General features: G+C 54.8%; 20 protein-coding genes. 7 read left to right on the forward strand and 13 right to left on the reverse strand.

The genetic code is table 11. The annotated features are described in order from the left end of the window. Positions 1 to 11 precede the first annotated feature (11 nt). The 13 genes from IB212_RS03920 to thpR form a co-directional block, all read right to left on the reverse strand. Complete coding sequence (locus tag IB212_RS03920) at positions 12 to 575, reverse strand: fimbrial protein (RefSeq protein ID WP_041911218.1); 564 nt, start codon at positions 573 to 575, stop codon at positions 12 to 14. Positions 576 to 602: 27 nt separating this feature from the next. Then, complete coding sequence (locus IB212_RS03925; RefSeq protein WP_188245746.1) at positions 603 to 3,209, reverse strand: outer membrane usher protein; 2,607 nt, start codon at positions 3,207 to 3,209, stop codon at positions 603 to 605. 56 nt (positions 3,210 to 3,265) lie between these two features. After that, positions 3,266 to 3,955 (reverse strand): fimbrial chaperone, encoded by a 690-nt coding sequence (locus tag IB212_RS03930; RefSeq protein ID WP_223239617.1) that lies wholly within the window; start codon positions 3,953 to 3,955, stop codon positions 3,266 to 3,268. Between the two features lie 100 nt (positions 3,956 to 4,055). Beyond that, a complete protein-coding gene (locus tag IB212_RS03935) occupies positions 4,056 to 4,640 on the reverse strand; it encodes a fimbrial protein (RefSeq protein ID WP_041911215.1) in 585 nt (194 codons plus the stop codon). A 319-nt stretch (positions 4,641 to 4,959) separates the two neighbouring features. Next, the gene (panD, locus tag IB212_RS03940) at positions 4,960 to 5,340 is read right to left on the reverse strand and encodes an aspartate 1-decarboxylase (RefSeq protein ID WP_003856284.1); all 381 of its coding nucleotides are present in this window, start codon (positions 5,338 to 5,340) and stop codon (positions 4,960 to 4,962) included. A 33-nt stretch (positions 5,341 to 5,373) separates the two neighbouring features. Then, complete coding sequence (gene panC, locus IB212_RS03945; RefSeq protein WP_041911214.1) at positions 5,374 to 6,225, reverse strand: pantoate--beta-alanine ligase; 852 nt, start codon at positions 6,223 to 6,225, stop codon at positions 5,374 to 5,376. An 11-nt stretch (positions 6,226 to 6,236) separates the two neighbouring features. Then, positions 6,237 to 7,028, reverse strand: coding sequence for a 3-methyl-2-oxobutanoate hydroxymethyltransferase (gene panB / locus IB212_RS03950; protein WP_041911213.1), 792 nt, complete (start codon positions 7,026 to 7,028; stop codon positions 6,237 to 6,239). Between the two features lie 123 nt (positions 7,029 to 7,151). Further along, entirely contained in the window at positions 7,152 to 7,631 is a 480-nt protein-coding gene (folK, locus tag IB212_RS03955; protein WP_041911212.1) for a 2-amino-4-hydroxy-6-hydroxymethyldihydropteridine diphosphokinase, read from the reverse strand. Beyond that, complete coding sequence (pcnB, locus tag IB212_RS03960; RefSeq protein ID WP_028015552.1) at positions 7,628 to 9,025, reverse strand: polynucleotide adenylyltransferase PcnB; 1,398 nt, start codon at positions 9,023 to 9,025, stop codon at positions 7,628 to 7,630. The genes folK and pcnB overlap by 4 nt, the downstream gene beginning before the upstream one ends. Before the next feature lie 42 nt (positions 9,026 to 9,067). Further along, positions 9,068 to 9,958: a tRNA glutamyl-Q(34) synthetase GluQRS gene (gene gluQRS / locus IB212_RS03965; RefSeq protein ID WP_041911211.1), complete on the reverse strand. Its 891-nt coding sequence runs from the start codon at positions 9,956 to 9,958 to the stop codon at positions 9,068 to 9,070. A 59-nt stretch (positions 9,959 to 10,017) separates the two neighbouring features. Continuing rightward, positions 10,018 to 10,473 carry an RNA polymerase-binding protein DksA gene (gene dksA, locus IB212_RS03970; RefSeq protein WP_013095632.1) on the reverse strand — a complete coding sequence of 152 codons (456 nt, stop codon included), beginning with the start codon at positions 10,471 to 10,473 and terminating at the stop codon, positions 10,018 to 10,020. A 176-nt stretch (positions 10,474 to 10,649) separates the two neighbouring features. Next, positions 10,650 to 11,354 carry a DNA/RNA nuclease SfsA gene (sfsA, locus tag IB212_RS03975; protein ID WP_041911210.1) on the reverse strand — a complete coding sequence of 235 codons (705 nt, stop codon included), beginning with the start codon at positions 11,352 to 11,354 and terminating at the stop codon, positions 10,650 to 10,652. After that, entirely contained in the window at positions 11,344 to 11,898 is a 555-nt protein-coding gene (gene thpR, locus IB212_RS03980; protein ID WP_041911209.1) for an RNA 2',3'-cyclic phosphodiesterase, read from the reverse strand. The genes sfsA and thpR overlap by 11 nt, the downstream gene beginning before the upstream one ends. 73 nt (positions 11,899 to 11,971) lie before the next feature. Between thpR and hrpB the strand changes: the two genes are divergently transcribed. From hrpB to fhuA, 7 genes are all read left to right on the forward strand, one after another. Further along, positions 11,972 to 14,401 carry an ATP-dependent helicase HrpB gene (hrpB, locus tag IB212_RS03985; protein WP_041911208.1) on the forward strand — a complete coding sequence of 810 codons (2,430 nt, stop codon included), beginning with the start codon at positions 11,972 to 11,974 and terminating at the stop codon, positions 14,399 to 14,401. 145 nt (positions 14,402 to 14,546) lie between these two features. Further along, entirely contained in the window at positions 14,547 to 17,072 is a 2,526-nt protein-coding gene (mrcB, locus tag IB212_RS03990; RefSeq protein ID WP_041911207.1) for a bifunctional glycosyl transferase/transpeptidase, read from the forward strand. Positions 17,073 to 17,405: 333 nt separating this feature from the next. Continuing rightward, complete coding sequence (locus IB212_RS03995) at positions 17,406 to 17,978, forward strand: fimbrial protein (RefSeq protein ID WP_041911206.1); 573 nt, start codon at positions 17,406 to 17,408, stop codon at positions 17,976 to 17,978. A gap of 43 nt (positions 17,979 to 18,021) precedes the next feature. Further along, positions 18,022 to 18,735: a molecular chaperone gene (locus IB212_RS04000; RefSeq protein WP_041911205.1), complete on the forward strand. Its 714-nt coding sequence runs from the start codon at positions 18,022 to 18,024 to the stop codon at positions 18,733 to 18,735. A 19-nt stretch (positions 18,736 to 18,754) separates the two neighbouring features. After that, positions 18,755 to 21,232, forward strand: coding sequence for a fimbria/pilus outer membrane usher protein (locus IB212_RS04005; protein ID WP_188245745.1), 2,478 nt, complete (start codon positions 18,755 to 18,757; stop codon positions 21,230 to 21,232). Between the two features lie 135 nt (positions 21,233 to 21,367). Continuing rightward, positions 21,368 to 22,249, forward strand: coding sequence for a fimbrial protein (locus tag IB212_RS04010; protein WP_045631192.1), 882 nt, complete (start codon positions 21,368 to 21,370; stop codon positions 22,247 to 22,249). Between the two features lie 203 nt (positions 22,250 to 22,452). Beyond that, on the forward strand, positions 22,453 to 24,708 hold the full coding sequence (gene fhuA, locus IB212_RS04015) for a ferrichrome porin FhuA (RefSeq protein ID WP_188245743.1): 2,256 nt from the start codon (positions 22,453 to 22,455) through the stop codon (positions 24,706 to 24,708). Positions 24,709 to 24,756 lie beyond the last annotated feature (48 nt).

Below are 24,756 nucleotides of genomic sequence, written 5' to 3' on the forward strand. Positions count from 1 at the left end.
TTTCCTTCCGCTTATTGGTATTCGAAGTTGAATGTGGCTATAGCACTGAAGCTGCCGGTTGTCGCCAGGCCGGATTTGGTTTCCACAAGACGGGCAACCAGAGGAACTTCTTTGCTGTTAATTTCAGCCGTGGTCCAGACTAAGCGTTTCGCATCGTCAGTTGAGTTAATGGTAAATGGCGCTGTAGGTGCTGACGCGCGTGCGATGGAGACCCCCATATAATCAGCTGGTCCGGCTGTAGCACCATTTAAGATGGCCGTATCAAGGTATCCTGATTTCGAGCCTGAAATTGTCGTCTTCAGTGCTGCAAGGCTCGACGGACAGTCAGTAATTTTTAACTTAAACGCGGTGCTGGCGCCGTCTGTTTTATTGATAATGTCCGACAGGGCCGTTTTACCTGCCGCACCGATCGGAATCGTATTATTTTTTCCGTCGCCGGTACCACCCTCGATGGCCATATCACAGGTGGTTTCACGCAGAGTTGCGGTAAAAGTCACATCCAGATTGGTGGACGTTGCCATTGCCTGCGAACTGAGTGCCGCGAAAAGCAACGCGCTTAGGCTTGTTTTCTTCATTAAAATTAACTCCTTGTTAAAAAACGATTACATCTGACAGGTCTGGTTATCCAGCATGGTTGTCAGACCCACCTTCCTGGCTGAAGGGGTGAGGGTATAGGTCACGGTGCACGCGCTTTCTACATCACTGCCCCAGACAATACGCAGATGACCGCTATTTTCCGCACCGCGTACATAAGCCTGCCCGGCCTGGCCTACAGAGCCGACGGATTGCCCCTGTTCATTCAGAACGTCAGCGCCCAGCGGAATAAAGCCGTTATCAGAGCGGTGCAAATCAAGCAGCAGCGAGCGGCTTTGGTCGGTTTCGAAATCCACGCGCACAATCGCACCGCTGCGCGGTACAGCGATTGAGCTGGTGCTCTTCACCTCCACATCAGATTCCAGCTTAGAAATATCAATGCCAATGGTGTTTTCACGGTAAGCCGACAGATACGGCATGATCGCGTAGCCTGAGCTGCCGATGACGCCATCGCCAATGGAAAGCTGCGCGCCCTTCGCGCCCGGCGCGCTGACCAGCGCCAGAGTATCGGTATCACCGATGCTGCCCGAGGAGAGCGTGATGCCACCGGAATGCAGCACCATGCCGCCGCTGTAGCTCAGGGAGTACTGCTGGCTACTGTCGTCGGTGGCGGAGGCCGATATACTGAGCGGCCCATACGCGCTGCTGTAGCTGCCGTAGCCGCCAATCTGGTTAAGATCGCTGCTGTCACCCTGGCTGGAACTGGTGTTAACGCTATAGCTAAAGCGGTAATCGTCTGTGTTCCCGTTCGCGCTGGCATTGAGGGTCGAGTTGTTTTTGAAATCCGAGTTGACGCTCATGTTCACGCTGGAGAAACCGCCCGGCTTCTTACCGCGGCCCAGCAGGTTTTCCAGAGGAATGCTGATGTTCAGATAGACGCTGTCATCTTTATCGCCATACTCGTTGTAGCTGCGCTGGAGCGATACGCTGTAGCTGCCCAACCAGAATGCGTTGTTGTAGCCGATTGAGTATTGGGACGTTGAGTCCGATTCTGACCAGTAGTCCTGCCAGCTTCCGGTCATATACAGCGAACCATAATCCGTTTTTCCTGACGACAACGGCTGGCTTACGTTGATCTGCACCTGATTTTTCATTCGCTGGAAATGGTTATACACATCGCTGTCCGAATGATCCGGATTACGGCCTCTGTCACGATATTTAATGCTTTCCGTCAGCGATGCCGCATCATTGAGGGTCAGGTAGTCTTCCGTTGAGAAGCGATACGCTGCCACGTTGAAGGAGGTGTTGGTCTCTTCCAGCCGTTTGCTCCAGGAGAGACGGTAACTTTGCCCCGTCAGATTGCCGATGCCGTCGATGTCTGCATCTGAATGCGTTACGTCCAGCGCAAAGGCACCTACGCCTGTGCTCACGGCTATACCGAGCAGCCCGGAGTAATAGCCCGTATCCATATACTGGAAGCCAGCATAGCCGGTGAAAATGTTGCTGAGGCCGTAATAACCCGTGGCATAGCCCAGACGCGGCTTATCGCGCAGTCCGTTGTCATTCAGCTCACCCACGCCAATGTCCCAGCGGCTGTATCCGGGGCGAAGCATCTGGCTGACCGAAGAGTAGGGGACGGAAAAGGTGCGCACGCTGCCGTCAGACTCCTCAATGGTGACAACCAAATCGCTACCGTAGCCCGTCGTACTGAGGTCGTTAATTTCAAACGCACCTGGCGGGACCGTCGATTCATAGATCTTGTTTCCGCTTTGAGAAATTGTGACCTTCGCATTACTTTTAGCGACGCCACGAATAACGGGCGCATAGGTTGAAATCCCCCCGGGCAACATGCGATCGTCGTTATACATGCGCACGCCACGCAGGTTGATTGAGTTGAAGGTGTCGCCGCGGGTATAGGAATCACCCAGCAAGAGTTGAGCGCGTAATGGCGTAATGTCGCGTTGCAGGTAGATATCCTGGCTGGCGTAGTCGGTACCCTCTGCGTCATCCCAGTTCAGCGTGCCGCGTGAGCGTAAACGCCAGGGGCCCATGTTGATACCGTACTTTAACCCTGCATAAGCGGTGTCGCGCCCACCGTCTGTACTGTCCGAATGCCATGCGTTGAGGTCGTAGGAGAGCATACCTGCAGTAATACCGTCTTCCCAAAGAGAAGGATCAACATAGCCACCAGGGTGTCGCTCGATATAAATTTGCGGCATGCTAAGGGTTAATTCCTGTGAGCCGGAGTTATAATCCCACGACGCACCCGGGAAGGCCTTGTTGATATCAATGCAGAGCGTTTCATCGCTCTCCTCAGGCTTTTTGTTGGCTATCGCATTTTGCAGGGCATCCGCTTTAATGCCCATCTGCATCAATACTTTTGGCGTGAAGCAGGGGGCAGCACGCACCGTACCATTATCTTTAAAGGTAAAGTCTGTCAGCGCTTTTTTTTGCCCATTCAAAATCAGCTGAGTTTTAAATGTGCCGGGTACGATAGGGTTTCCGCGTGAAAAACGACTCACGTCGATACTGTTTCCTGTATTAAAGAGGAACTGATCGTTGAATTCGACCTCTTCATTACCCGACGATGGCGTAGCAACTTCTTCAGCCGCGAAAGATGCAGACTGAAATGCTGTGCATATGGCAATACAAAGAATTGAGCGGCGAAATAACATTGCTATCACTAATCCATTAGCTGCTAATATTTATGGGCAAACTTTTAATATTTTTTCTAATTAACCGGGACGTCGTGTTTCTCTGCGCCTCCGAAATCATTAATCGAGGTATAGGTTAATTTCGTAATACGTGCCGAATCGCCTGGTTTAAGGCTGAAGGACTGGCTGGTAAAGGGCGCAACCACGTGCGGCTCTATTTCGATGTTCTTCCCGCCGACGGTCGTTTCGATTTTGGCGACGGAGACGTAGAATGGAGAATCATTTTTAGCCACCAGCTCATTTGCCTGCTGGGACCATTTCAATTGTGCTGCGGCTATTGCCGGGTCGCCCTTTAGGCCGTCCGGACGGAAGAACATTTTAATACGTGTGCGAAACGCTAGTTGCAGCATGTTTTGATTTTCTTCAGAAGCTTTTGCTTTAGGCGGTACTTCCAGCACGTTGAACCAGTACAACGTCTCTCTGTCTGTTGGCAACGGCTGGCCAAGCCAGGTAATACGTACCGTCTGTCCTTTGGCAGGATCGACACGTGAGACCGGTGGCGTGACGATAAACGGCAGTTTGAGTTCTTGAGGGTTCGTTGTGTCGCGGCCATCATCGAGCCAGGTTTGTACCAATAATGGCTTATTGCCGCGGTTTTCCATTTTCACGGTGACGTCTTTAGCGGATGCCGGGTAAATGACTCGTGTGCCTGAAATGACAATGTCGGCATAAGCTGCGTGGGAAACGGTCACAGCGGCACAAACCATGAGTGCAGTAATACAGGTATTAAAAGGGCGCATAATATTCATCCATTAAATAAGAAATGCGCCCACCTCATCCGTGAGCGCATGAAATAACAATCAATTGTTATTCGTAGGTCATGGTAAAGGTCACGTTGCTGCTGACTTTACCGGCGCTGACTGGATTGGTGGTGGCGACCCAGTTTGCTGCAGGGACATAAGCAACGCGGTAAGCCAGAGTACCCGTGCCTGCGGTAAGAGTGGCTTTCTGGGTGTTATTGCTCGGCTGACCCACTTTGATGCGGTCGGTGCTGGTTGAGCTGTTGTTGTACAGCGCAAGAGCGACGTTATTGGCATGGCCCGCTACGGTTGGGTCAGCTTTCAGCGTACCGTTAGACAGTTCAGCGAACTGCTGAGAGGTAAAGGTGGCAGACGCTTTGGTCAGGGATTCCGGGCATTTGCTCAGGTGCAGTTCGAACTCTTTTGAACCTACGCCTGCATCAACAGTGGTTCCTTCTACATCGGCTTTTTTGACCACTGGCAGAGTTAGCGTTACGTTGTTGGCATCAACACCGTTATTAGAGGTAATAACGCAGGTGGTATCGGTTACTGCGCCATCGAATGTAATCAGGCCAACGTCAGAAGCCATTGCAGAAACAGAACCCAGTGCTAATACAGCGACACTTGTAGCCAGAATTGTTTTCTTGAACATATTTTAAATATCCATTTATTAAAAAGTATCATTCATGATGTTTATGGTTAACGCATAAAACTGGCTCAATATATTATTGTTTCATGGTGGTTTTAAATAAGTTTTGCTATAAAATGAATGAAGTAAATTTAAAGATGTTTGTTTTGACGAGGGAATCAAAGGGTTGTGTTTAATTGTTAGTGCTTTCTATATTGGCAGGGGGGGTATTTTGAATGCAATATGGATTTTAATGTGTGAGGTCTGGCTCACTATTAAAATAAATATTTTTGGGGCGGTGTTTATTATTCAGGGCTGTGATAATACCACAGCCCTTTAAAAATCAGGCAACCTGAACTGGAATCGCCTTCGCGGTGCGTTTCATCTCGTTGTCGCCTTCGAAATAAGCGACTTTGGGCTGCCAGCGGCGCGCTTCTTCATCAGACATCATGACGAAGCTGGCGATAATAACGATATCGCCGACGTCCGCGCAGTGTGCCGCCGCGCCGTTGACGGAGATAATTTTAGACCCGCGCTCGGCGGCAATCGCGTAGGTGGAAAAACGCTTGCCGTTATTCACATTCCAGATATCAATGGCTTCATTTTCGAGAATACCCGCCGCGTCGAGAAAATCCTGGTCAATGGCGCAGGAACCTTCATAGTGCAGGTCGGCCTGGGTGACTTTCACTCGGTGAAGCTTACCTTGCAGCATTTTGCGAATCATTACGTATACCTATAATTATCAAGGGTGAAAGAACTACGCCAGCTCAACCACTTTATTATCGATAAGGCGTGCCTGGCCGAGCCATGCCGCCACCAGAATCACCGCGCGTTTGCTGGTTTCCGTCAGCTCAAGCAGGGTATCAGCATCGCGGATTTGAATATCATCAGCGCGGAAGCCTTTGTCGTTAAGCGCCTGCTCTGCAAGGGCGACGATCTCTTCTGCGGCCAACTCTTTCGCCAGCAGCTGTTCTGCCATGGTGTTCATCACCTTGCTTAAGCCCGGCGCGATTTTACGCTGATCGGCGGTCAGGTAACCGTTGCGTGAGCTGAGCGCCAGGCCATCTTTGGCTCGTACGATCGGCACGCCGACGATTTCGATATCGTAACCCATATCGGCAACCATCTTGCGGATCAGCGCCAGCTGCTGGAAATCTTTTTCACCGAAACAGGCGATATCCGGCTGCACCAGGTTGAACAGCTTGCTGACGATGGTGGAAACGCCGCGGAAATGGCCCGGACGGCTTGCACCTTCCAGCATGGTCGAAATCCCCGGGACATCCACATAGGTCGCCTCTTCCGTACCCTGCGGGTACACATCGGCAGGTGCCGGAGAGAACACGATATCCGCATGACGTTTTTTAAGCTTTTCGCAATCTTCCTGAAGAGTGCGCGGATAGCGTGCCAGATCGTCGGCGCGGTCAAACTGCATGGGGTTCACGAAGATACTGACCACCACGATATCTGCTCGCGCACGGGCTTCGTCGACGAGCTTCATGTGGCCGTCATGCAGGTTGCCCATGGTCGGGACCAGTGCGATACGTTTACCTTCCTGACGCGCGCGGCGGATATGCTGGCGCAGCAGCGGCAGGGTTTCAATGATTAGCACAACGAGACTCCTTAATGGAAACTGTGTTCTTCACCCGGGTAAACACCGGATTCAACGTCGGCAATATACTGCCTGACCGCAGCGCGCATGTCGCCCGCTTCAGTGAGGAAATTTTTGGCAAATTTCGGGATATGCCCGCCAGTAATACCAAAGGCGTCGTGCATCACCAGAATCTGACCGTCGGTCACGTTGCCTGCACCAATACCAATCACCGGAATGGAGAGTGCGTCGGTGATGCGTTTCGCCAGCTCAACCGGCACGCACTCCAGCACCAGCAGCTGGGCGCCTGCGGCTTCCAGCGCCAGGGCATCCTCAAACAGCGTCTGCGCTGCGTCGCCGCGGCCCTGCACCTTATACCCGCCAAAGATGTTGACGGACTGCGGGGTCAGGCCCAAATGACCACACACCGGCACGGCGCGTTCGGTGAGCATTTTCACCGTCTCCACCAGCCAGGCGCCGCCTTCAATTTTGACCATGTTAGCGCCAGCGCGCATCACTGCCGCCGCGTTTTCAAATGCCTGCTCTGGCGTGGCATAAGCCATAAACGGCAGGTCGGAAAGCAGAAGGCAGCTTGGCGCACCGCGGCGTACCGCACGGGTGTGATATGCAATATCTTCAACCGTGACCGGCAGGGTGGAATCATGTCCTTGTACCGTCATCCCTAACGAATCTCCGACCAGCATGACGTTGATACCCTCTTCGGCAAACAGTTTGGCGAAGCTGTAGTCATACGCGGTGATGGTGGCGAAGCGTTTTTTTTCCTGTTTGCATTTCTGCAGTAAGGAGATGGTGGTTGGTTTCATACTGTTTCCTGATAGCCCAAAAGCGAATCTTTGCGCATTCTAACAGTAACATTCGAGGGAACAATGATTTTAGGTAACCGATTAGCCACAAAATATTAATGGTTAATCGATAAGGGAAGAGTGTTACCAGCGGGCAGGTTTTTCCGCTTTGAGGCTGTCCAGAATGGACTTGAGTGGGATGTCATCCGGAAAGATGAGATCGGGGGCAACTTCAAAGAGCGGCCAGAGCATAAACCCGCGATTTTTCATGTCGTAATGCGGAACGGTGAGGCGTTCGGTGTTTATGACCTCATCTCCAAACAGCATAATGTCGAGGTCCAGCGTGCGCGGTCCCCAGCGCTCGGCTTTGCGTACGCGCCCCTGCTGCAGTTCGATGCGCTGGGTGTTGTCCAGCAGCGTTTCGGCATCAAGGGTAGTTTCCAGCACCACGGCGGCGTTCAGATAATCAGGCTGATCCTGCGGGCCTAGCGGCGGCGTGCGGTAAAAGGAGGAGACCGCCACGATACGGCTTTGCGGGATCTCACCCAGCGCCTGTACGGCAGCATTCACCTGCTCCAGTGGAGAGGCTAAATTGCTGCCGATGGCGATATACGCGAGGGTCATGCTGTCCCTTCACGACGCGGTGCGCGTTTGCGCGGACGACGATGACGGCGACGCGGGGCAGGTTCTTCATCCAGCCCGGTCAGCATATCTTTCTGCTCCGGCGGGGCGGAAACCTGGAATTCGGCCCACCACTGCGCCAGGCGCTGCAGCTCCTGATTGCGTTCAGTTTCCGCACGCAGCGACAGCAGGTCGAAGGCGGCGCGGAACTTTGGATGCTCCATCAGCTTCCAGGCACGTTTGCCCTGACGGCGGGACATGCGCAGCTGAAGCTGCCAGATGTCGCGCACCAGCGTGGTAATACGTTTTGGGATAGCCAGCGTGCGGCACCCTTCGTCCAATACATCGTTCGCGGCCAGCGCGAAGGCATCGTAATAGGCGAGGCCGCTCTCCTGGGTGATTCTTTGAGCCGTTTCCAGCAGCGGGTACCAGAACATTGCCGCAAACAGGAATGCCGGGTTCACGCGCATATCGTTATGGATGCGGGTGTCGGTATTTTTCAGCACCTGCGCAATCATCCGCTCCATTGGGCTGTCACCGTTTTCGGTGAAGTAACGGGTAATGGTCGGGAACAGCGGCTGGAACAGGTTGTATTCGCGCAGCAGATTGTAGGTTTCGAACCCGTAGCCGGCCTGCAGCAGCTTCAGCGCCTCTTCAAACAGGCGGGCAGGCGGCACGTCGTTAATCAGCGTCGCCAGACGCGGGATCGGCTCTGCGGTTTCCGGGCTGATGCGCATGTTCAGCTTGGCGGCAAAACGCACGGCGCGCAGCATGCGCACCGGATCTTCGCGATAGCGCGTTTCCGGCGTGCCGATCAGGCGGATCAGACCCTCTTTCAGGTCCTGCATGCCGCCGACGTAATCACGCACGGTGAAATCCGCCACGCTGTAATAAAGGCTGTTGATGGTGAAGTCGCGACGCTGGGCATCTTCTTCGATAGAGCCGAAGATATTGTCGCGCAGCAGCATACCGTTCTGGCCGCGCTGTGACGTGGTGCGGTCGGATGCACCCGCTTCGTGGTGGCCGCGGAAGGTCGCCACTTCGATGATTTCCGGCCCAAACATCACGTGAGCCAGACGGAAACGGCGGCCAACGAGACGGCAGTTGCGGAATAATTTACGCACCTGCTCGGGCGTGGCGCTGGTCGTCACGTCGAAATCTTTCGGTTTTTTGCCCAGCAGTAAATCACGCACCCCACCGCCAACGAGATAGGCCTCGTAGCCCGCTTTATTCAGACGATAGAGTACTTTGAGGGCATTTTCACTGATATCTTTGCGGGAAATATTGTGCTGCTCACGCGGAATAACCGACATGTGTGGCTGTGCAATAGCGTCGTTCGCCATGCTCTCTTCGCGGCTTAGCACTTTACGGCAAAAATTAGCGACTCGGGTAAAAATGGTACACCTCGTAGTGTGTTTTGTTATGAAAAAAGCGGCTAATCATAGCTCAGCGCAACGCATTTGAGAATGCTGGATTTTTGGCACTGCCGCGAGCGTCCAGTTGGCAATGGCTATTTTCAGCAATTCGTCAATGCGCAGATCCTGCCATTCGTTGGTTACATTCTGGTTGAGAAATCGCAGCGCGTCGATCAAAACAGGACGCGGATCGCCGTCTGGCAGGGCCGGGGCGTGGTTCTGCTTGGAGAGCTTAACGCCCTGCGCATTGACCGCCAGCGGCAGATGAATGTAATCCGGCGCCGTCCAGCCAAACTGATGATAAAGCGAGATTTGCCGTACGGTCGGTTCGACCAGGTCCGCCCCGCGCACAATTTCCGTCACGCCCTGGAAATGATCGTCGACGACCACCGCCAGGTTATACGCAAACAGACCATCACGACGGTGAATAATAAAATCTTCACATGCCAGACGTTCATCCGCCCTAATCTCACCGGAGAGCCGATCGTGGAAGCGAGTGATGGGCGCGCGCTGTAGCAAGCGTACGGCGGCATTTTCCGGGGGAAGATTCAGCGTGCGGCAGTGGCCGTCATACACACCTCCCACGCTCTGGATACGCGCGCGGGTGCAGGTGCAGTTATAGGAGAGCCCCTGAGCGCTGAGCCAGGCCAGACGTTCCCGATAAGCCTCATGTCGTTGTGACTGCCACAGAACGTCGCCGTCCCAGTGAAGACCGTAATGTTCCAGCTGACGCAGAATGGTGTCTGCAGCACCGGGAACTTCACGCGGAGGGTCAATATCTTCGATGCGGACGAGCCATTTACCCTGACTGGCGCGAGCCTGCAGGTAGCTGCCAAGCGCGGCAATTAATGAGCCGAAGTGTAATTCACCGGAAGGAGATGGCGCAAAGCGCCCAATATAGTGTGATTCAGACATATCAACAGTAACAAGGCGGGAGAGACTCCCGCCTTTGAAGTGTATAAACAGCGCTGGCGTTAGCCGGCCATCTGTTTTTCGCGGATTTCGGCCAGCGTTTTACAGTCGATGCACAGATCGGCGGTTGGACGCGCTTCCAGGCGACGAATACCGATTTCAACACCGCAGGATTCGCAGTAGCCAAAATCTTCGTCTTCGACTTTTTTCAGCGTTTTCTCGATCTTTTTGATCAGCTTGCGTTCGCGGTCACGGTTACGCAGTTCGAGGCTGAACTCTTCTTCCTGAGCGGCACGGTCTACCGGATCCGGGAAGTTAGCAGCTTCATCCTGCATATGCGAAACGGTGCGATCCACTTCATCCCTGAGTTGATTACGCCATGCTTCAAGAATACGCTTGAAGTGCGACAGCTGGGCTTCGTTCATATACTCTTCGCCCGGCTTCTCTTGATACGGCTCCACCCCAGCGATGGCGAGAATACTCAGGGACGATGTTTTACGGTTTTGCCCTTCTTGCATGTTGCTTCTCCTTAACACGCACTATCGATCCCCGTGTTGGGGGAAAAATCAGGTCGCTATAAATAGCAGATGCTTTTCCGTATGGCAATTATCTAAACGTAACACTTGACAAGCCTGTGAGGAAAAGCGTATTTGCGCACGCGGCCAGAACACTTATTCATCAATCGTCTAATCCCTTATAAGACAATGGGAAGAGACGATCTCAGAGTCATATTATCGGCAGAAAGTTCCGCTTTATAAGCTAAAACCTCTACCCCCTGCTTTTGTGCCTCATTCAACAGTTGTGCGTATTTAGGATCGATATGGCGGGCAGGGGAAAAACGTTCAATCGCTGTATGCAACACCGCAAACAGCAATACGGCGCGTTTGCCCGCCGCCGCAACACTCATTAGCTCTCGCAGATGCTTCTGCCCGCGTAGCGTTACCGCATCCGGAAAGAAGCCGTTTTCCTGTTCCGCTAACGTCACTGATTTTACTTCAATATAGCACTCAGGACGGCCTTCCGCCTGTAACATGAAGTCAATTCTGCTGCCTTCATCGCCGTATTTCACTTCTGTTTTATGCGTACCGTAACCCACTAGTTCGGGAATGGCGCCATTCGTCAGCGCTTCCTTAACCAGCTGATTTGCACGCAGAGTATTAACACAAATAAACGCCCCGTTTTGCGTTTCGGTTATTTCCCAGGTATGGGGATATTTGCGTTTAGTATTTTCTGAAGTGGAATACCAGACCGTGTCACCCGGTGCGGCGCAACCGGTCATGGCGCCGGTGTTGGGGCAGTGCAGGGTGAGCTCTTCGCCTTCCGGCGTCACCACGTCGGCGAGGAAGCGTTTGTAGCGTTGGATCAGCGTGGCGGACTGGAGTGCAGGACTAAACTTCATCGGAATTCCTTGTGGTGTCGCCCAACGTCCAGCGCTGTAGCGGCCTGTAGCGGGTGCGTCCCCGTGCAAAGACGGATTCATAAAGCGCGAATTCATTAACCGGAAAAGCCCAGTGAAAACCCGGCGGCGGAATGGCAACAGCCTGACCGGCATCGCGCAGCAGCGTGACGTGCGGATGAAACGGCTGCGGGCTCTGGTAACAGCCGCTGCGCGCTGCCTGCGCGCGCAACATATTGGCGAGCTGTAACAACCCGCGCGGCGGCTGGCACGTACCCAGCCAGACCACGCGCGAACGCAGCCACTGACCCGCATCGTCAAGGTGCAGCGTAAACGCCGGCTGGACAATACGCCCGGCCATGGCGGCTAATGCCCGCTGTTTTTCGGCGCTCACGTCACCCAAAAAGGCCAGCGTCAGGTGCAGGTTTGCCGCCGCAACGGGCCGGCCCGCTTCCGGTGGAAAATGTTCCGCGCGCCAGCGAACGATTTGCCGCTGTAGGGTGGTGGGCAATTCAATGGCAAAAAACAGCCGTTTCGACTCAGACATACGGGGGACTCGGTAATGATATGCGCCGATGCTACAATGTACGCCGACTAATGTTAACCCTCTGGAGCTGTTAGTGTCCTCATTGCCGGTCGCCGTCGTTCTTCCTGAGCTTCTCGCTGCCTTACAACATGCCCCGCAGGTTTTGCTTAACGCGCCTACGGGGGCGGGTAAATCTACCTGGCTGCCGCTGCAGATCCTTAAAGAGGGGAAGATTGCCGGGAAAATTATCCTGCTGGAGCCGCGCAGGTTGGCCGCGCGCAACGTGGCGCAGCGCCTGGCGGAACTGCTGAATGAAAAACCGGGCGAAACGGTAGGCTACCGGATGCGCGCCGAAACCTGCGTCGGCCCGTCCACGCGGCTTGAGGTGGTCACCGAGGGCATTCTTACCCGCATGCTGCAAAACGACCCGGAGTTGAACGGCGTCGGGCTGGTGATCCTGGATGAATTCCACGAGCGCAGCCTGCAGGCCGATCTGGCCCTCGCGCTGTTGCTCGACGTTCAGCAGGGGCTGCGCGACGATCTGCGGCTGCTGATTATGTCGGCGACGCTGGATAACGAGCGGCTACGACAGACATTACCCGATGCGCCGGTCATCAGCTCAGAAGGACGGGCATTTCCTGTTGAGCGTCGCTATCAGCCGCTTCCTGCCCATCAGCGCTTTGACGAAGCGGTAGCTATTGCCACTGCTGACCTGCTTCGCCAGGCGCCCGGCTCGCTGCTGCTTTTTTTGCCCGGCGTGGGGGAGATTCAGCGCGTGCAGGAGCGGCTGGCCTCCAGGGTGGGCAGTGACGTACTGCTTTGCCCGCTCTATGGCGCCCTGTCGTTGACCGAGCAGCGTAAAGCCATCCTTCCCGCCCCGGCGGGGCAGCGTAAAGTCGTGCTGGCAACCAACATTGCCGAAACCAGTTTGACCATCGAAGGCATTCGCCTGGTGGTGGATAGCGCGCAGGAGAGGGTGGCGAGCTTTGATCCGCGCACCGGGCTGACTAAACTGCTGACACAACGCATCAGTCAGGCGTCAATGGTGCAGCGCGCGGGCCGTGCGGGGCGTCTTGAGCCGGGTATTTGCCTGCATTTGACCAGCGCGGAGCAGGCTGAACGCGCGGCACAGCAAAGCACGCCGGAGATTTTACAAAGCGATCTCTCCGGGCTGGTGATGGATCTCCTGCTTTGGGGCTGCCCGGATCCTGAACAGCTCACCTGGCTTAATCCACCGCCTGTCGTGAATCTCGCCGCCGCGCGCAGCCTGCTCACCCAGCTTGGCGCGCTGGAAGGTGAACGTCTGACGGCGCGCGGTCAGAAAATGGCGGCGCTGGGCAACGATCCGCGTCTGGCGGCGATGCTGGTGGCCGCGCAGGGCGAAGATGAAATTGCCACAGCGGCGAAACTGGCGGCTATTCTTGAGGAGCCGCCGCGCGGAGGCAGCAGCGATCTGGGGCAGGCGTTTTCGCGCAATCAGGGAAACTGGCAGCAGCGGGCGCAGCAGCTGTGCAAACGCCTGAACTGCCGGGGCGGTTCACCTGACGGCGATAAGATTGCCTCCCTTCTGGCGCTGGCCTTCCCGGACAGGATTGCGCGCCGCCGCGGGCTGGATGGACGCTACCAGCTGGCAAACGGCATGGGGGCGATGCTGGACAGCGATGATGCCCTGACGCGACATGAATGGCTGATCGCGCCGCTCTTGCTCCAGGGCAGCCACTCCCCGGACGCGCGCATCCTGCAGGCGGTTGCCGTCGATATTGACGCCCTGACGCGTACCTGCCCGCAGCTGCTCCAGCAATCGGACATCGTGGAATGGGATGACGCTCAGGGGACGCTAAAGGCGTTTCGGCGTAGTCAGATTGGCAAACTGATCCTCGGGACGAAACCGCTGGCGAAGCCGTCGGAAGAAGAGTTACACCAGGCAATGCTGAACGGCATTCGGGAAAAGGGCCTTAACGTTCTGAACTGGACGCCGGAAGCTGAACAGTATCGCATTCGTCTGCACTGCGCCGCGAAGTGGCTACCGGAATACGGCTGGCCCGCGGTGGATGATGAGACGCTGCTCGCGACGCTTGAGCAGTGGCTGCTGCCGCAAATGAGCGGCGTGCACTCTCTGCGCGCCCTTAAGGCGCTTGATGTTAAGACCGCGTTACAGAATTTACTGGACTGGTCATTACGTCAACGTCTGGATAGTGAGCTTCCTGGGCATTACACTGTGCCCACCGGGAGCCGGCTTGCCATTCGTTATCATGAGGATAATCCTCCGGCGCTGGCGGTTCGGATGCAGGAGATGTTTGGTGAGGCAACCACGCCGTCTATTGCGGAAGGGCGGGTGCCGTTGGTGCTTGAGCTGCTCTCGCCTGCGCATCGTCCGTTGCAGATCACCCGCGATCTGGGAGCGTTCTGGGCGGGAAGCTACCGTGAAGTGCAGAAAGAGATGAAAGGGCGCTACCCCAAACACGTATGGCCGGACGATCCGGCGAATACGGCGCCGACGCGGCGGACGAAGAAATATTCGTAGTGGGGAAAGTGCGGCCTGATGCCCTCACCCCGGCCCTCTCCCACGGAGAGAGGGAGAAAACCAATTTTGAGAGATTTCTTCTTTCACAGGCCTGTGAAAGAAAAGAAAATCTGGCCTTTGCGCCTGAAAGTTGCGGAGAAAAAGCATGGCGGGGAATGACCGCGAGCCAATAGGACGTAAGGGAAAACCCGCGCGTCCGGCGAAAGAAAAGGTAAGCCGTCGTCGCCTCAGAGATGAGGAGTATGACGATGACTATGAAGACGATTATGAGGATGAAGAACCCATGCCGCGTAAAGGAAAAGGCAAAGGGCGTAAGCCTCGTGGGAAGCGCGGCTGGTTCTGGCTGCTGCTGAAGCTGTTCATTGTTTTTGTTGTGCTGATCGCGATTTACGGTGTTTATCTGGATCAGAAGATTCGCAGCCGTATCGACGGGAAAGTCTGGCAATTGCCGGCGGCAGTGTATGGTCGCATGGTGAACCTTGAGCCGGACATGTCCATCAGCAAGAACGAGATGGTGAAACTGCTGCAAGCTACGCAGTATCGTCAGGTCACGAAAATGACCCGCCCGGGCGAATTTACCGTCCAGGCGAAGAGCATTGAGATGATCCGCCGCCCGTTCGACTTCCCGGACAGCAAAGAGGGGCAGGTGCGCGCGCGTCTGACTTTTGACGGCGATCGGCTGGAAACCATTGAGAACATGGACAATAACCGCCAGTTCGGTTTCTTCCGTCTTGATCCGCGTCTGATCACCATGCTCTCGTCCGCCAATGGCGAACAGCGCCTGTTCGTGGCGCGTAACGGCTTCCCGGATCTGCTGGTGGATACCCTGCTGGCAACCGAAGACCGCCATTTCTACGAGCACGACGGTATCAGTCTCTACTCCATCGGCCGTGCGGTGCTGGCGAACCTGACTGCGGGCCGTACCGTGCAGGGAGCGAGTACGCTTACCCAGCAGCTGGTGAAGAACCTGTTCCTCTCCAGCGAGCGTTCTTACTGGCGTAAAGCCAACGAAGCGTACATGGCCGTGCTGATGGATGCGCGCTACAGCAAGGATCGTATCCTTGAGCTGTACATGAACGAGGTGTACCTCGGCCAGAGCGGCGATAACGAGATCCGCGGCTTCCCGCTGGCGAGCCTGTACTACTTTGGCCGTCCGGTAGAAGAGCTCAGCCTTGACCAGCAGGCGCTGCTGGTGGGCATGGTGAAAGGGGCGTCCATTTATAACCCGTGGCGCAACCCGAAACTGGCGCTGGAGCGTCGTAACCTGGTACTGCGTCTGCTGCAACAGCAGCAGGTGATTGACCAGGAATTATACGACATGCTTAGCGCACGTCCGCTGGGCGTGCAGCCGCGCGGTGGGGTGATCTCTCCGCAGCCTGCTTTCATGCAGATGGTGCGCCAGGAGCTGCAAAGCAAGCTCGGTGATAAGGTCAAAGATCTCTCCGGCGTGAAGATCTTCACAACCTTTGACTCGGTAGCCCAGGACGCGGCAGAAAAAGCGGCTGTTGAAGGCATTCCGGCGCTGAAGAAACAGCGCAAGCTGAGCGATCTGGAAACCGCGATGGTGGTGGTTGACCGTAACACCGGCGAAGTGCGCGCGATGGTGGGCGGCGCAGAGCCGCAGTATGCGGGCTACAACCGCGCGATGCAGGCGCGTCGTTCGATTGGCTCTCTGGCTAAACCGGCGACCTATCTCACCGCGCTGAGCCAGCCGAATTTGTATCGCCTGAACACCTGGATCGCCGATGCGCCAATCTCCCTGCGTCAGCCTAACGGCCAGGTCTGGTCACCGCAGAACGATGATAAACAGTTCAGCGGCCAGGTGATGCTGGTGGATGCGTTAACCCGCTCCATGAACGTACCTACGGTTAACCTCGGTATGGCGCTGGGCCTGCCGGCCATTGTCGATACCTGGCAGAAGCTGGGCGTACCGAAAGATCAACTGCACCCTGTTCCGGCGATGATTCTGGGGGCGCTTAACCTGACGCCGATCGAAGTGGCGCAGGCGTTCCAGACCATTGCCAGCGGGGGTAACCGCGCACCGCTCTCTGCCCTGCGTTCGGTGATTGCCGAAGATGGCTCCGTGCTGTATCAGAGCTTCCCGCAGGCTGAACGTGCCGTTCCTGCGCAGGCGGCCTACATGACACTGTGGACGATGCAGCAGGTTGTGCAGCGCGGTACCGGTCGTCAGCTGGGGGCGAAGTATCCTGGTCTGCATCTGGCGGGTAAAACCGGGACCACCAACAACAACGTCGATACCTGGTTTGCCGGTATTGATGGCCGTGAAGTGGTGATCACCTGGGTAGGCCGTGACAACAACCAGCCGACCAAACTTTACGGGGCGAGCGGGGCGATGTCGATTTACCAGCGCTACCTGGCGAACCAGTCACCTGTGCCGCTGAACCTGGTCGCGCCGGAAGATATCGTCGATATGGGCGTGGATGGTTCCGGGAACTTTATCTGCGGCGGCGGGATGCGAACCCTCCCGGTCTGGACGACCAACCCGGACTCACTGTGCCAGCAGAGCCAGCCTGAACAGCCAACGGGCAACCCGTTCGATCAATCTTCTCAGCCGCAGCAGCCGCAGCAACAACCGGCCCAGCAGCAGAACGAGAATAAAGACAGTGATGGCGTGGCCGGCTGGATCAAGGATATGTTTGGTGGGAATTAATTAATTCCCTGAATAAAAAGCCGCTTTAATATAAAGCGGCTTTTTTGTTTTTTACATTCTGCAATTTTTAAAAAAATTAAATATCAAATTTAGAATTTTTAAGTTCTCATTTTTTTCATCTAAAACATGCATTTGAAATCTTCTACATGTTGCGTAACTTTATCCTCTCTGGACACAATGAAGAATAATCTGATGTAATCGCCATAAGAAATTCACTGGCTCAAAGGATATTCCTATTTAGTCAGTCATGTGTAACATGCTGGATAACATTTCGACTCAAAATATTTGTAGTGCGAATGGATGCCACAATTGTCAAATATAAGGATATTTTTCATGCACAAAAAAATTGTCGCTACATTTTTAGCCGGAAGCGTTATGGCCGCGCTGTCTCTGCCTGTATTTGCATCAAACGATTCCGGTACGGTGAACTTCGCCGGAAAAATTGTTGCCGATACCTGTGAAATTAACGTTGATGGCACAGGGACTAACGCTTCCACCGTCACTTTCGCAGATACCTATCCTTCGGATTTTGGCGCTGACGGTACGGTTGGCACCTCAAAAGCCTTTAAGATTGAAGTGAAAAAATGTGACCCGCTGGTCGCTAAACTGAACCTCAAGTTCAGTGGCACGACCACAGATGCAGCCTATAAGCGCCTCCAGAACGATCTTAGTGGCGCAGGTAATGCCACCAACGTAGGGATCATCGTCAGCAATGAGAACGGCGCGAAAGGCGATGTGGTTTTCGATGGCTCAGTACCGGATGCGGGTACGGATGTGAATAACGACGCGACCGGGGCAACGGCTTCTGTCTTTAACTACACCGCGAAAGTGATTCAGGTGGGTGATACCGCGCCAACCGCGGGCCATTACTCCTCCTCTGCAACATTCGAGGTTGTCTATCGCTAAGCAATGACGGGCAGCCTGAACGGCTGCCTTTTTGGAACATTGTATGAAGACTTTATTTAAATTGTTATGTGGTTGTTTAATTATTTCCTGCTGTTCAGTACAGGCAAGTGTTGTTCTCGGTGGTACGCGAATTATTTATCCATCGAATAAATCAGAAGTTCAGATAGCACTTAAAAATAAAGATCCGCATACACGTTATCTGGTGCAAAGCTGGGTCAGTTACCCCAATGATGCGAAAGCGCCGTTTATTATTACTCCCCCTGTTTACAAATTGCAGGAAAATCGTCAAACCCTTTTGCACGTTATTTTTACCGGCGATAAAAAAAGCCTGCCCGCAGACCGGGAATCTCTGTTTCTGGCAAACGTTAAATCCGTATCGGCACTCTCGCCGGAGCTGAAAGAGAAAAACACGCTGCAATTTGCGATGAAAACGCGCCTGAAGCTTTTCTGGCGTCCGGCTCAGCTGAAGGAAAGCGATGCCCTGGAAGCCTACGCAAAAATCACATTCCAGCGTCAGGGCGACACGCTAATTGCAAACAACCCGACCCCGTTTTACGTCTCGTTTGGCGAGCTTGCCGTTGGTGGGAAAAGTGTTCCGGTGAAAGAGACCAAAACCACGCCAGGCGCCATTTCAATGATGGTGGCTCCGTTCAGCGAGCAGCGTTTCGCGTTACCGAATTCAGCAAAGGGCGCGGTGACCTGGACGGCAATCAATGATTTCGGTGGGCAAACCCCACAGCGCAAGCAGGCTCTTTAAATCATCATGTTGGTATTTTATGTCGTCACCTCTGCTTCACAAACAGGTACTGTACGGGATCGCGCTGACGCTGCTCGCCGCGATCCAGCCTGCCTGTGCTGATGACGAATTTAACCTGCGGATCCTTGAGCTGGATACGCCCCTCGAAAATACCTTTACATTAAAAAACTTCATTAACGATAACGGGCTACTTGCCGGAAGCTACCTTACGACTGTTATGTGGGATCGGAACGTTGTGGATAAACGTCCCATCGCTTTCGTGCTGTCTGACGATAAACAGCGCCTGCTGCCGGAGCTGACGAAAGCGGATCTGCGCGATTACGGCGTGAAAGTCGACACGATCCCGGACTTAAAAGATCTGGATGACGGCGCTTACGTCCGCGATATCTCCCATTTCATTGAAAATGCCCGTTACGAATACAATCAGGATGACCAGACCCTGAAGCTGGTCATCCCGCAGGCGTACCGCGACCATGCTGCCGCTGGCGCGATACATCCAAAATTCTGGGATGACGGCGCGCCTGCCGCCTGGACAAGCTATCAACTCAGCGGTTCTCAGCAGCACTACAGTTCGGGCAAAACCTCTTCGACCTGGCTTGGCCTGGAGTCGGGGATTAACCTTGGGGCGTGGCGGCTGCGGAATAACAGCACCTGGAGCGACGCTTCTGGCTGGGAGGGCATTGCCAGCACGTTACAACGCGACATCAAAACGCTGAAAAGCCAGCTTGAGATTGGTCAGACATATACCAATGGTGAACTTTTTGACAGCGTCCAGATGACCGGCGTGAAGCTGGAAACGGATACTTCTATGCTGCCTGTTAGTCAGCAGGGCTTTGCCCCCGTCGTGCGCGGTATTGCCAATAGCGATGCGAAAGTCACTATCAAGCAAAACGGCTACACCATCTATCAGACAAACGTCTCACCGGGGCCGTTCGAGATCCGCGATTTAAGCCAGGTAACATCCGGAGCCGATCTGGAAGTGACCGTCGAAGAGGCGGACGGCAGCGAGCATAGCTTCATCCAGGCCAGCGCGTCGGTGCCGGTGTTACAGCGGGAAGGCGACTTTAAGTATTCGCTGGCCGCAGGGCGCTATCGCGGTAATGAAGGTGAAGACGAACCCACCTTTGCGCAAGGCACAGCCATCTATGGTCTGCCTTACGGCGTCACGGCGTATACCGGCGCGCTGGGTTCATCACTGTATCACGCGCTGCTGCTGGGGCTCGGTGCCGATCTGGGGCATTTCGGCTCCGCCTCTGTCGACCTCACGGCCGCTCGTACCGCGTTTGATGACGGGCGCGACGATGCCAGCGGTTTATCCTGGCGGGCGCAGTATTCAAAAGATATTCCCGACACGGATACCACCATCACGCTTGCCAGCTATCGCTACTCCACATCGGGGTTCTATACCTTTCAGGAAGCTATCGATCAGCGTGACAGCGAAATCGATGACGGCATTTATACCTACCGCAGAACTAATAACCGCCGTAGCCGCATGCAGCTCAACCTTTCCCAGCGGGTTTCTGACTGGGGCTCGGCCTATCTCAACGGGTATCAGCAGGATTACTGGGATATGGACGGTCATGAGCGTAGCGTCACCGCGGGGTTGAGCTCCAGCTGGCGCAATATCACCTGGTCGATAAGCTACAACCTGACTCGCACGCCGGACGCTGATACCGACCGGCAAATGGCGTTGACGGTCAACATTCCGTTATCAACGTGGCTGCCTGATTCATGGGCAACCTACAGCGCCAACACCGCCAGCGGCGGGTTTGTCTCGCACCAGGTCGGGCTCGGCGGTACCGCGCTTGAGGACAATAAGCTGAGCTATAACCTCCAGCAGACCTATGCCAACCAGGATACGGGCTACGGCGGCAGCCTGTCAGGACGTTATCGCGGATCTTCCGGTGAGGTGGGAATGGGCTACAGCTATGGTGGCGACAATCGACAATGGAACTACAACGCGCAGGGCTCAATCGTTGCCCACGAGCATGGTGTAACGCTGGGACAACCCGTCCGCGACGCATTCGCCATTGTGCACATTAAGGATGGCGATAACGTCAAAGTGCAAAACGGACGCGGCATCTCTACGGACCGTTTTGGTAACGCCATTGTTCCCTCCCTGAGCGCCTATCGGCACAACATCGTCACGGTCAATACCCAGGATCGGGAAGATATTGATATCGACGCGGCAACGCTGGATCTCGTGCCGACAAAAGGCGCTGCGCTGAGCGCAACCTTCGATGCGCGCGTTGGACGACGCGCGCTGGTGACGCTGCGTTACGCGGGTAAGCCCGTGCCGTTTGGTGCCGTGGTGGCGCTGGATAACACCACGGCCATCGTCGGGGATGACGGCGAGGTTTACCTCACCGGGCTGTCCGGCAAAACAACGTTTAGCGTGCAGTGGGGAGAAGAGCGCGATCGGCAGTGCCAGGGGACGCTGGACATTTCCACGCAGAGCCCGACAGGGATCGTGAAAGCCACGGTCAACTGCTATTAACAGAGGTATTTCATGCATCTATGTCGTTCGGTCAACACTTTTCTTTTACCCGTTCTGCTCGTGCTGACGGGGGCCTTTTTCCATACAGCCAGAGCAGACTGCACCTTTAACGGCAGTTCTGATGTGGATGCCGTGGTGACGTTTCAACTTCCTCCGGTGATCGTTGTTGCGCCCGACACGCCCGTCGGCACCGTCATTTATGACGCCAGCGTTGAGAGTAAAGCGGTGACGGTGGACTGTAGCGGTGATGCGCAAGTACGGCGAGGGTATCTGTACCTCACGGATACCGATGCACGAGAAGATGTCATGCCCGGGGTTTATCAGACTAATGTGCCGGGTATTGGCATCCGCGCGGCTGCGTCGAGCGAACGCTTTCCCGGTTACAATGAAGAGGATATTGTCCGGCCTATCCACTATCTGGGTTCGATACATGGTTATTCGCAGAGCACATCGACGTTTCGCGCCGCTGCACAGCTGGTCGTGACGGGCGATATCCAGGAGGGGGATTTGGATACGTCGCGATTAACGTCAATGGATATCCTGGGCAACGCGGCGATCGGTGAAATGCGCTTTTCTCCTGCCAGCGTCCACATTACGACCAATACCTGTAATCTGGTCGACCGGAACATCTATGTGCCGCTAAGAACGGTCAATACGCAGGATTTTACCGGCCAATATTCCGACGTACTCACTGACGGTAGCTTTAAGATTGAAATCACCGACTGCGCGGCAGGGACGAAGGTTGATTATCAGTTCACGAGCGCGGGCTCGACGGGCGTAACGAACGGCAATATTTTGGGCATCGCTAGCGGAGACTCTGCCGCCGAGGGCGTTGGCATTCAGATCCTCGACCAGAATAATACCGTGCTGCAGTTTGATCGGAACTACACGGCGATAACCAGCACGCAGGACAAGGTTCCTGTCGAAATTCCCCTCAAGGCGCGCTACGTCAAAACGGGAGAGGTTAAAGCGGGCAAAGTCGACTCCGTCGCCACGTTCGAGGTGTTTTACCGTTAATTCTCTCTGCCCGTTTCGGCGGGCTTAAGCGATCATTTCGCTAACCTCATTAACCCTCTCTTTTCATCTGGTTAATTCTTAAACCCTTAAATCTTGTAGGGCCGCTTACTGCTTGCTATGCAACCAGCGTTTCGCATATTATTCTGCGGTCATAATAATAATTCTCGTTTACGTTATCATTCACTTTTCCATCAGAGATAAACATGGCGCTTTCCAATACTGCTCAGCCAATTAACACGTCGCTGCGTAAAGTCGCGGTTGTCGTAGCCATAGCGGTTGCCGGCATGTCTGCATTTGCTAACGCTGCCGAAACCCCGAAAAAAGAAGATACTATTACCGTTACCGCTGCACCTGCTGCACAGGAAAGTGCCTGGGGACCTGCTGCGACTATCGCCGCTCGCCAATCTGCGACCGGTACCAAAACAGACACCCCAATTCAAAAGGTTCCACAGTCTATTTCTGTGGTAACTGCCGAAGAGATGGCGCTGCATCAGCCACGTTCCGTTAAAGAAGCTCTGAGCTATACCCCGGGCGTTGCAGTAGGCACCCGTGGTGCTTCCAATACTTACGACTACCTGGTTATTCGCGGTTTCGCCGCCGACGGCCAGAGCCAGAATAACTACCTCGACGGCATGAAGCTGCAGGGCAACTTCTACAACGACGCGGTGATTGACCCGTATATGCTGGAGCGCGCTGAAATCATGCGCGGTCCGGTTTCCGTTCTGTACGGTAAAAGCAGCCCGGGCGGCCTGCTGAACATGGTAAGTAAGCGCCCAACAACCGAGCCGTTGAAAGAGATCCAGTTTAAAGTGGGTACGGACAGCCTGTTCCAGACCGGCTTTGACTTTAGCGATGCGATCGACGATGACGGCGTCTATTCATACCGTCTGACGGGCGTTGCACGCTCGAACAATTCGCAGCAGGAAGATAAGGGCGAGCAGCGTTATGCCATCGCGCCATCCTTCTCCTGGCGTCCGGATGATAAAACCACCTTCACGTTCCTCTCCTACTTCCAGAACGAGCCTGAAACGGGCTACTACGGCTGGCTGCCAAAAGAGGGGACGGTTGACCCGCTGCCAAACGGCGATCGTCTGCCGACTAACTTCAATGAAGGCGCAAAGAACAACACCTATTCCCGTAACCAGAAAATGGTGGGATACAGCTTCGACCATGAATTCAACGATACTTTCACCGTACGTCAGAATCTGCGCTTTGCCCAGAACAAAACCTCGCAAAACAGCGTTTACGGCTACGGCATGTGTTCCGATCCGCTCTATTCGAGTAATCCGGCATCCAGCCCTTGCGCGAGCATTCCTCAGTCACAATGGGGGCATACGCTGACTCGCCAGTATGTGATCGATGACGAGAAGCTGCAAAACTTCACCGTTGATACGCAGCTTCAGAGCAAGTTCGCGACGGGGGCTCTCGACCATACCCTGCTGACAGGCGTTGATTTCATGCGCATGCGTAATGACATTAACTCCTGGTTCGGCTACGCCGGCTCCGTTGCGCCATCCGATATTTACGATCTCGATCGTGGCGATTTCGATTTCGGTTCACACCCTGGACCGTCTGGTGCTTACCAGGTGCTGAACAAGCAGAAGCAGACCGGCGTTTACGCTCAGGATCAGATCGAATGGGATAAAGTGCTGGTGACACTGGGCGGCCGTTACGATTGGGCCGATCAGGAGTCCTACAACCGCGTATTAAATACCACCGCCAAGCGTGATGATACTCAGTTCACCTGGCGTGGCGGCGTTAACTACCTGTTCGACAACGGGGTAACTCCTTATTTCAGCTACAGCGAATCCTTTGAACCGGCTTCCCTGACCGACGCTCAAGGTAAACCATTCTCACCGTCTAAAGGCAAACAGTACGAAGCGGGCGTGAAATACGTGCCTAACGATCGTCCGATCGTGATCACCGGTGCAGTGTATCAGCTGACCAAAACCAACAACCTGATGGCTGACCCGGCGGGCTCACCCTTCTCCGTTGAGGGTGGTGAGATCCGTGCCCGTGGCGTAGAGCTGGAAGCGAAAGCGGCGCTCTCTGCCAGCGTGAACGTTGTCGGTTCTTATACCTATACCGATGCTGAGTACACCACCGACACCAACTACAAAGGCAACACGCCGGCGCAGGTACCAAAACATATGGCATCCCTGTGGGGTGATTACACGATGTTTGACGGCCCACTGTCTGGCCTGACGCTGGGTACCGGTGTGCGTTATACCGGCTCCAGCAAAGGTGACCCGGCGAATAGCTTCACTGTTGGAAGCTATACACTGGTTGATGCACTGGTCAGATACGATCTGGCGCGTGTAGGCATGGCCGGATCAAACGTCGCGCTTCACGTGAACAACCTGTTCGATCGTGAGTACGTTGCCAGCTGCTTCAACACCTACGGTTGCTTCTGGGGTGCTGAACGCCAGGTTGTCGCCACCGCGACCTTCCGCTTCTAACCTCTTTATGGGCACGGTTCGCCGTGCCCTTTTTATTTAAGTTGGCTG

Source organism: Enterobacter sp. E12 (assembly GCF_014596715.2).
Lineage (GTDB): Bacteria > Pseudomonadota > Gammaproteobacteria > Enterobacterales > Enterobacteriaceae > Enterobacter > Enterobacter bugandensis.

Coding starts and splice junctions, on each gene's coding strand:
- IB212_RS03920 (WP_041911218.1), bottom strand. CDS start 575: ATGAAGAAAACAAGCCTAAGCGCGTTGCTTTTCGCGGCACTCAGTTCG.
- IB212_RS03925 (WP_188245746.1), bottom strand. CDS start 3,209: ATGTTATTTCGCCGCTCAATTCTTTGTATTGCCATATGCACAGCATTT.
- IB212_RS03930 (WP_223239617.1), bottom strand. CDS start 3,955: ATGGTTTGTGCCGCTGTGACCGTTTCCCACGCAGCTTATGCCGACATT.
- IB212_RS03935 (WP_041911215.1), bottom strand. CDS start 4,640: ATGTTCAAGAAAACAATTCTGGCTACAAGTGTCGCTGTATTAGCACTG.
- panD (WP_003856284.1), bottom strand. CDS start 5,340: ATGATTCGCAAAATGCTGCAAGGTAAGCTTCACCGAGTGAAAGTCACC.
- panB (WP_041911213.1), bottom strand. CDS start 7,028: ATGAAACCAACCACCATCTCCTTACTGCAGAAATGCAAACAGGAAAAA.
- folK (WP_041911212.1), bottom strand. CDS start 7,631: ATGACCCTCGCGTATATCGCCATCGGCAGCAATTTAGCCTCTCCACTG.
- gluQRS (WP_041911211.1), bottom strand. CDS start 9,958: ATGTCTGAATCACACTATATTGGGCGCTTTGCGCCATCTCCTTCCGGT.
- dksA (WP_013095632.1), bottom strand. CDS start 10,473: ATGCAAGAAGGGCAAAACCGTAAAACATCGTCCCTGAGTATTCTCGCC.
- sfsA (WP_041911210.1), bottom strand. CDS start 11,354: ATGAAGTTTAGTCCTGCACTCCAGTCCGCCACGCTGATCCAACGCTAC.
- thpR (WP_041911209.1), bottom strand. CDS start 11,898: ATGTCTGAGTCGAAACGGCTGTTTTTTGCCATTGAATTGCCCACCACC.
- mrcB (WP_041911207.1), top strand. CDS start 14,547: ATGGCGGGGAATGACCGCGAGCCAATAGGACGTAAGGGAAAACCCGCG.
- IB212_RS03995 (WP_041911206.1), top strand. CDS start 17,406: ATGCACAAAAAAATTGTCGCTACATTTTTAGCCGGAAGCGTTATGGCC.
- IB212_RS04000 (WP_041911205.1), top strand. CDS start 18,022: ATGAAGACTTTATTTAAATTGTTATGTGGTTGTTTAATTATTTCCTGC.
- IB212_RS04005 (WP_188245745.1), top strand. CDS start 18,755: ATGTCGTCACCTCTGCTTCACAAACAGGTACTGTACGGGATCGCGCTG.
- fhuA (WP_188245743.1), top strand. CDS start 22,453: ATGGCGCTTTCCAATACTGCTCAGCCAATTAACACGTCGCTGCGTAAA.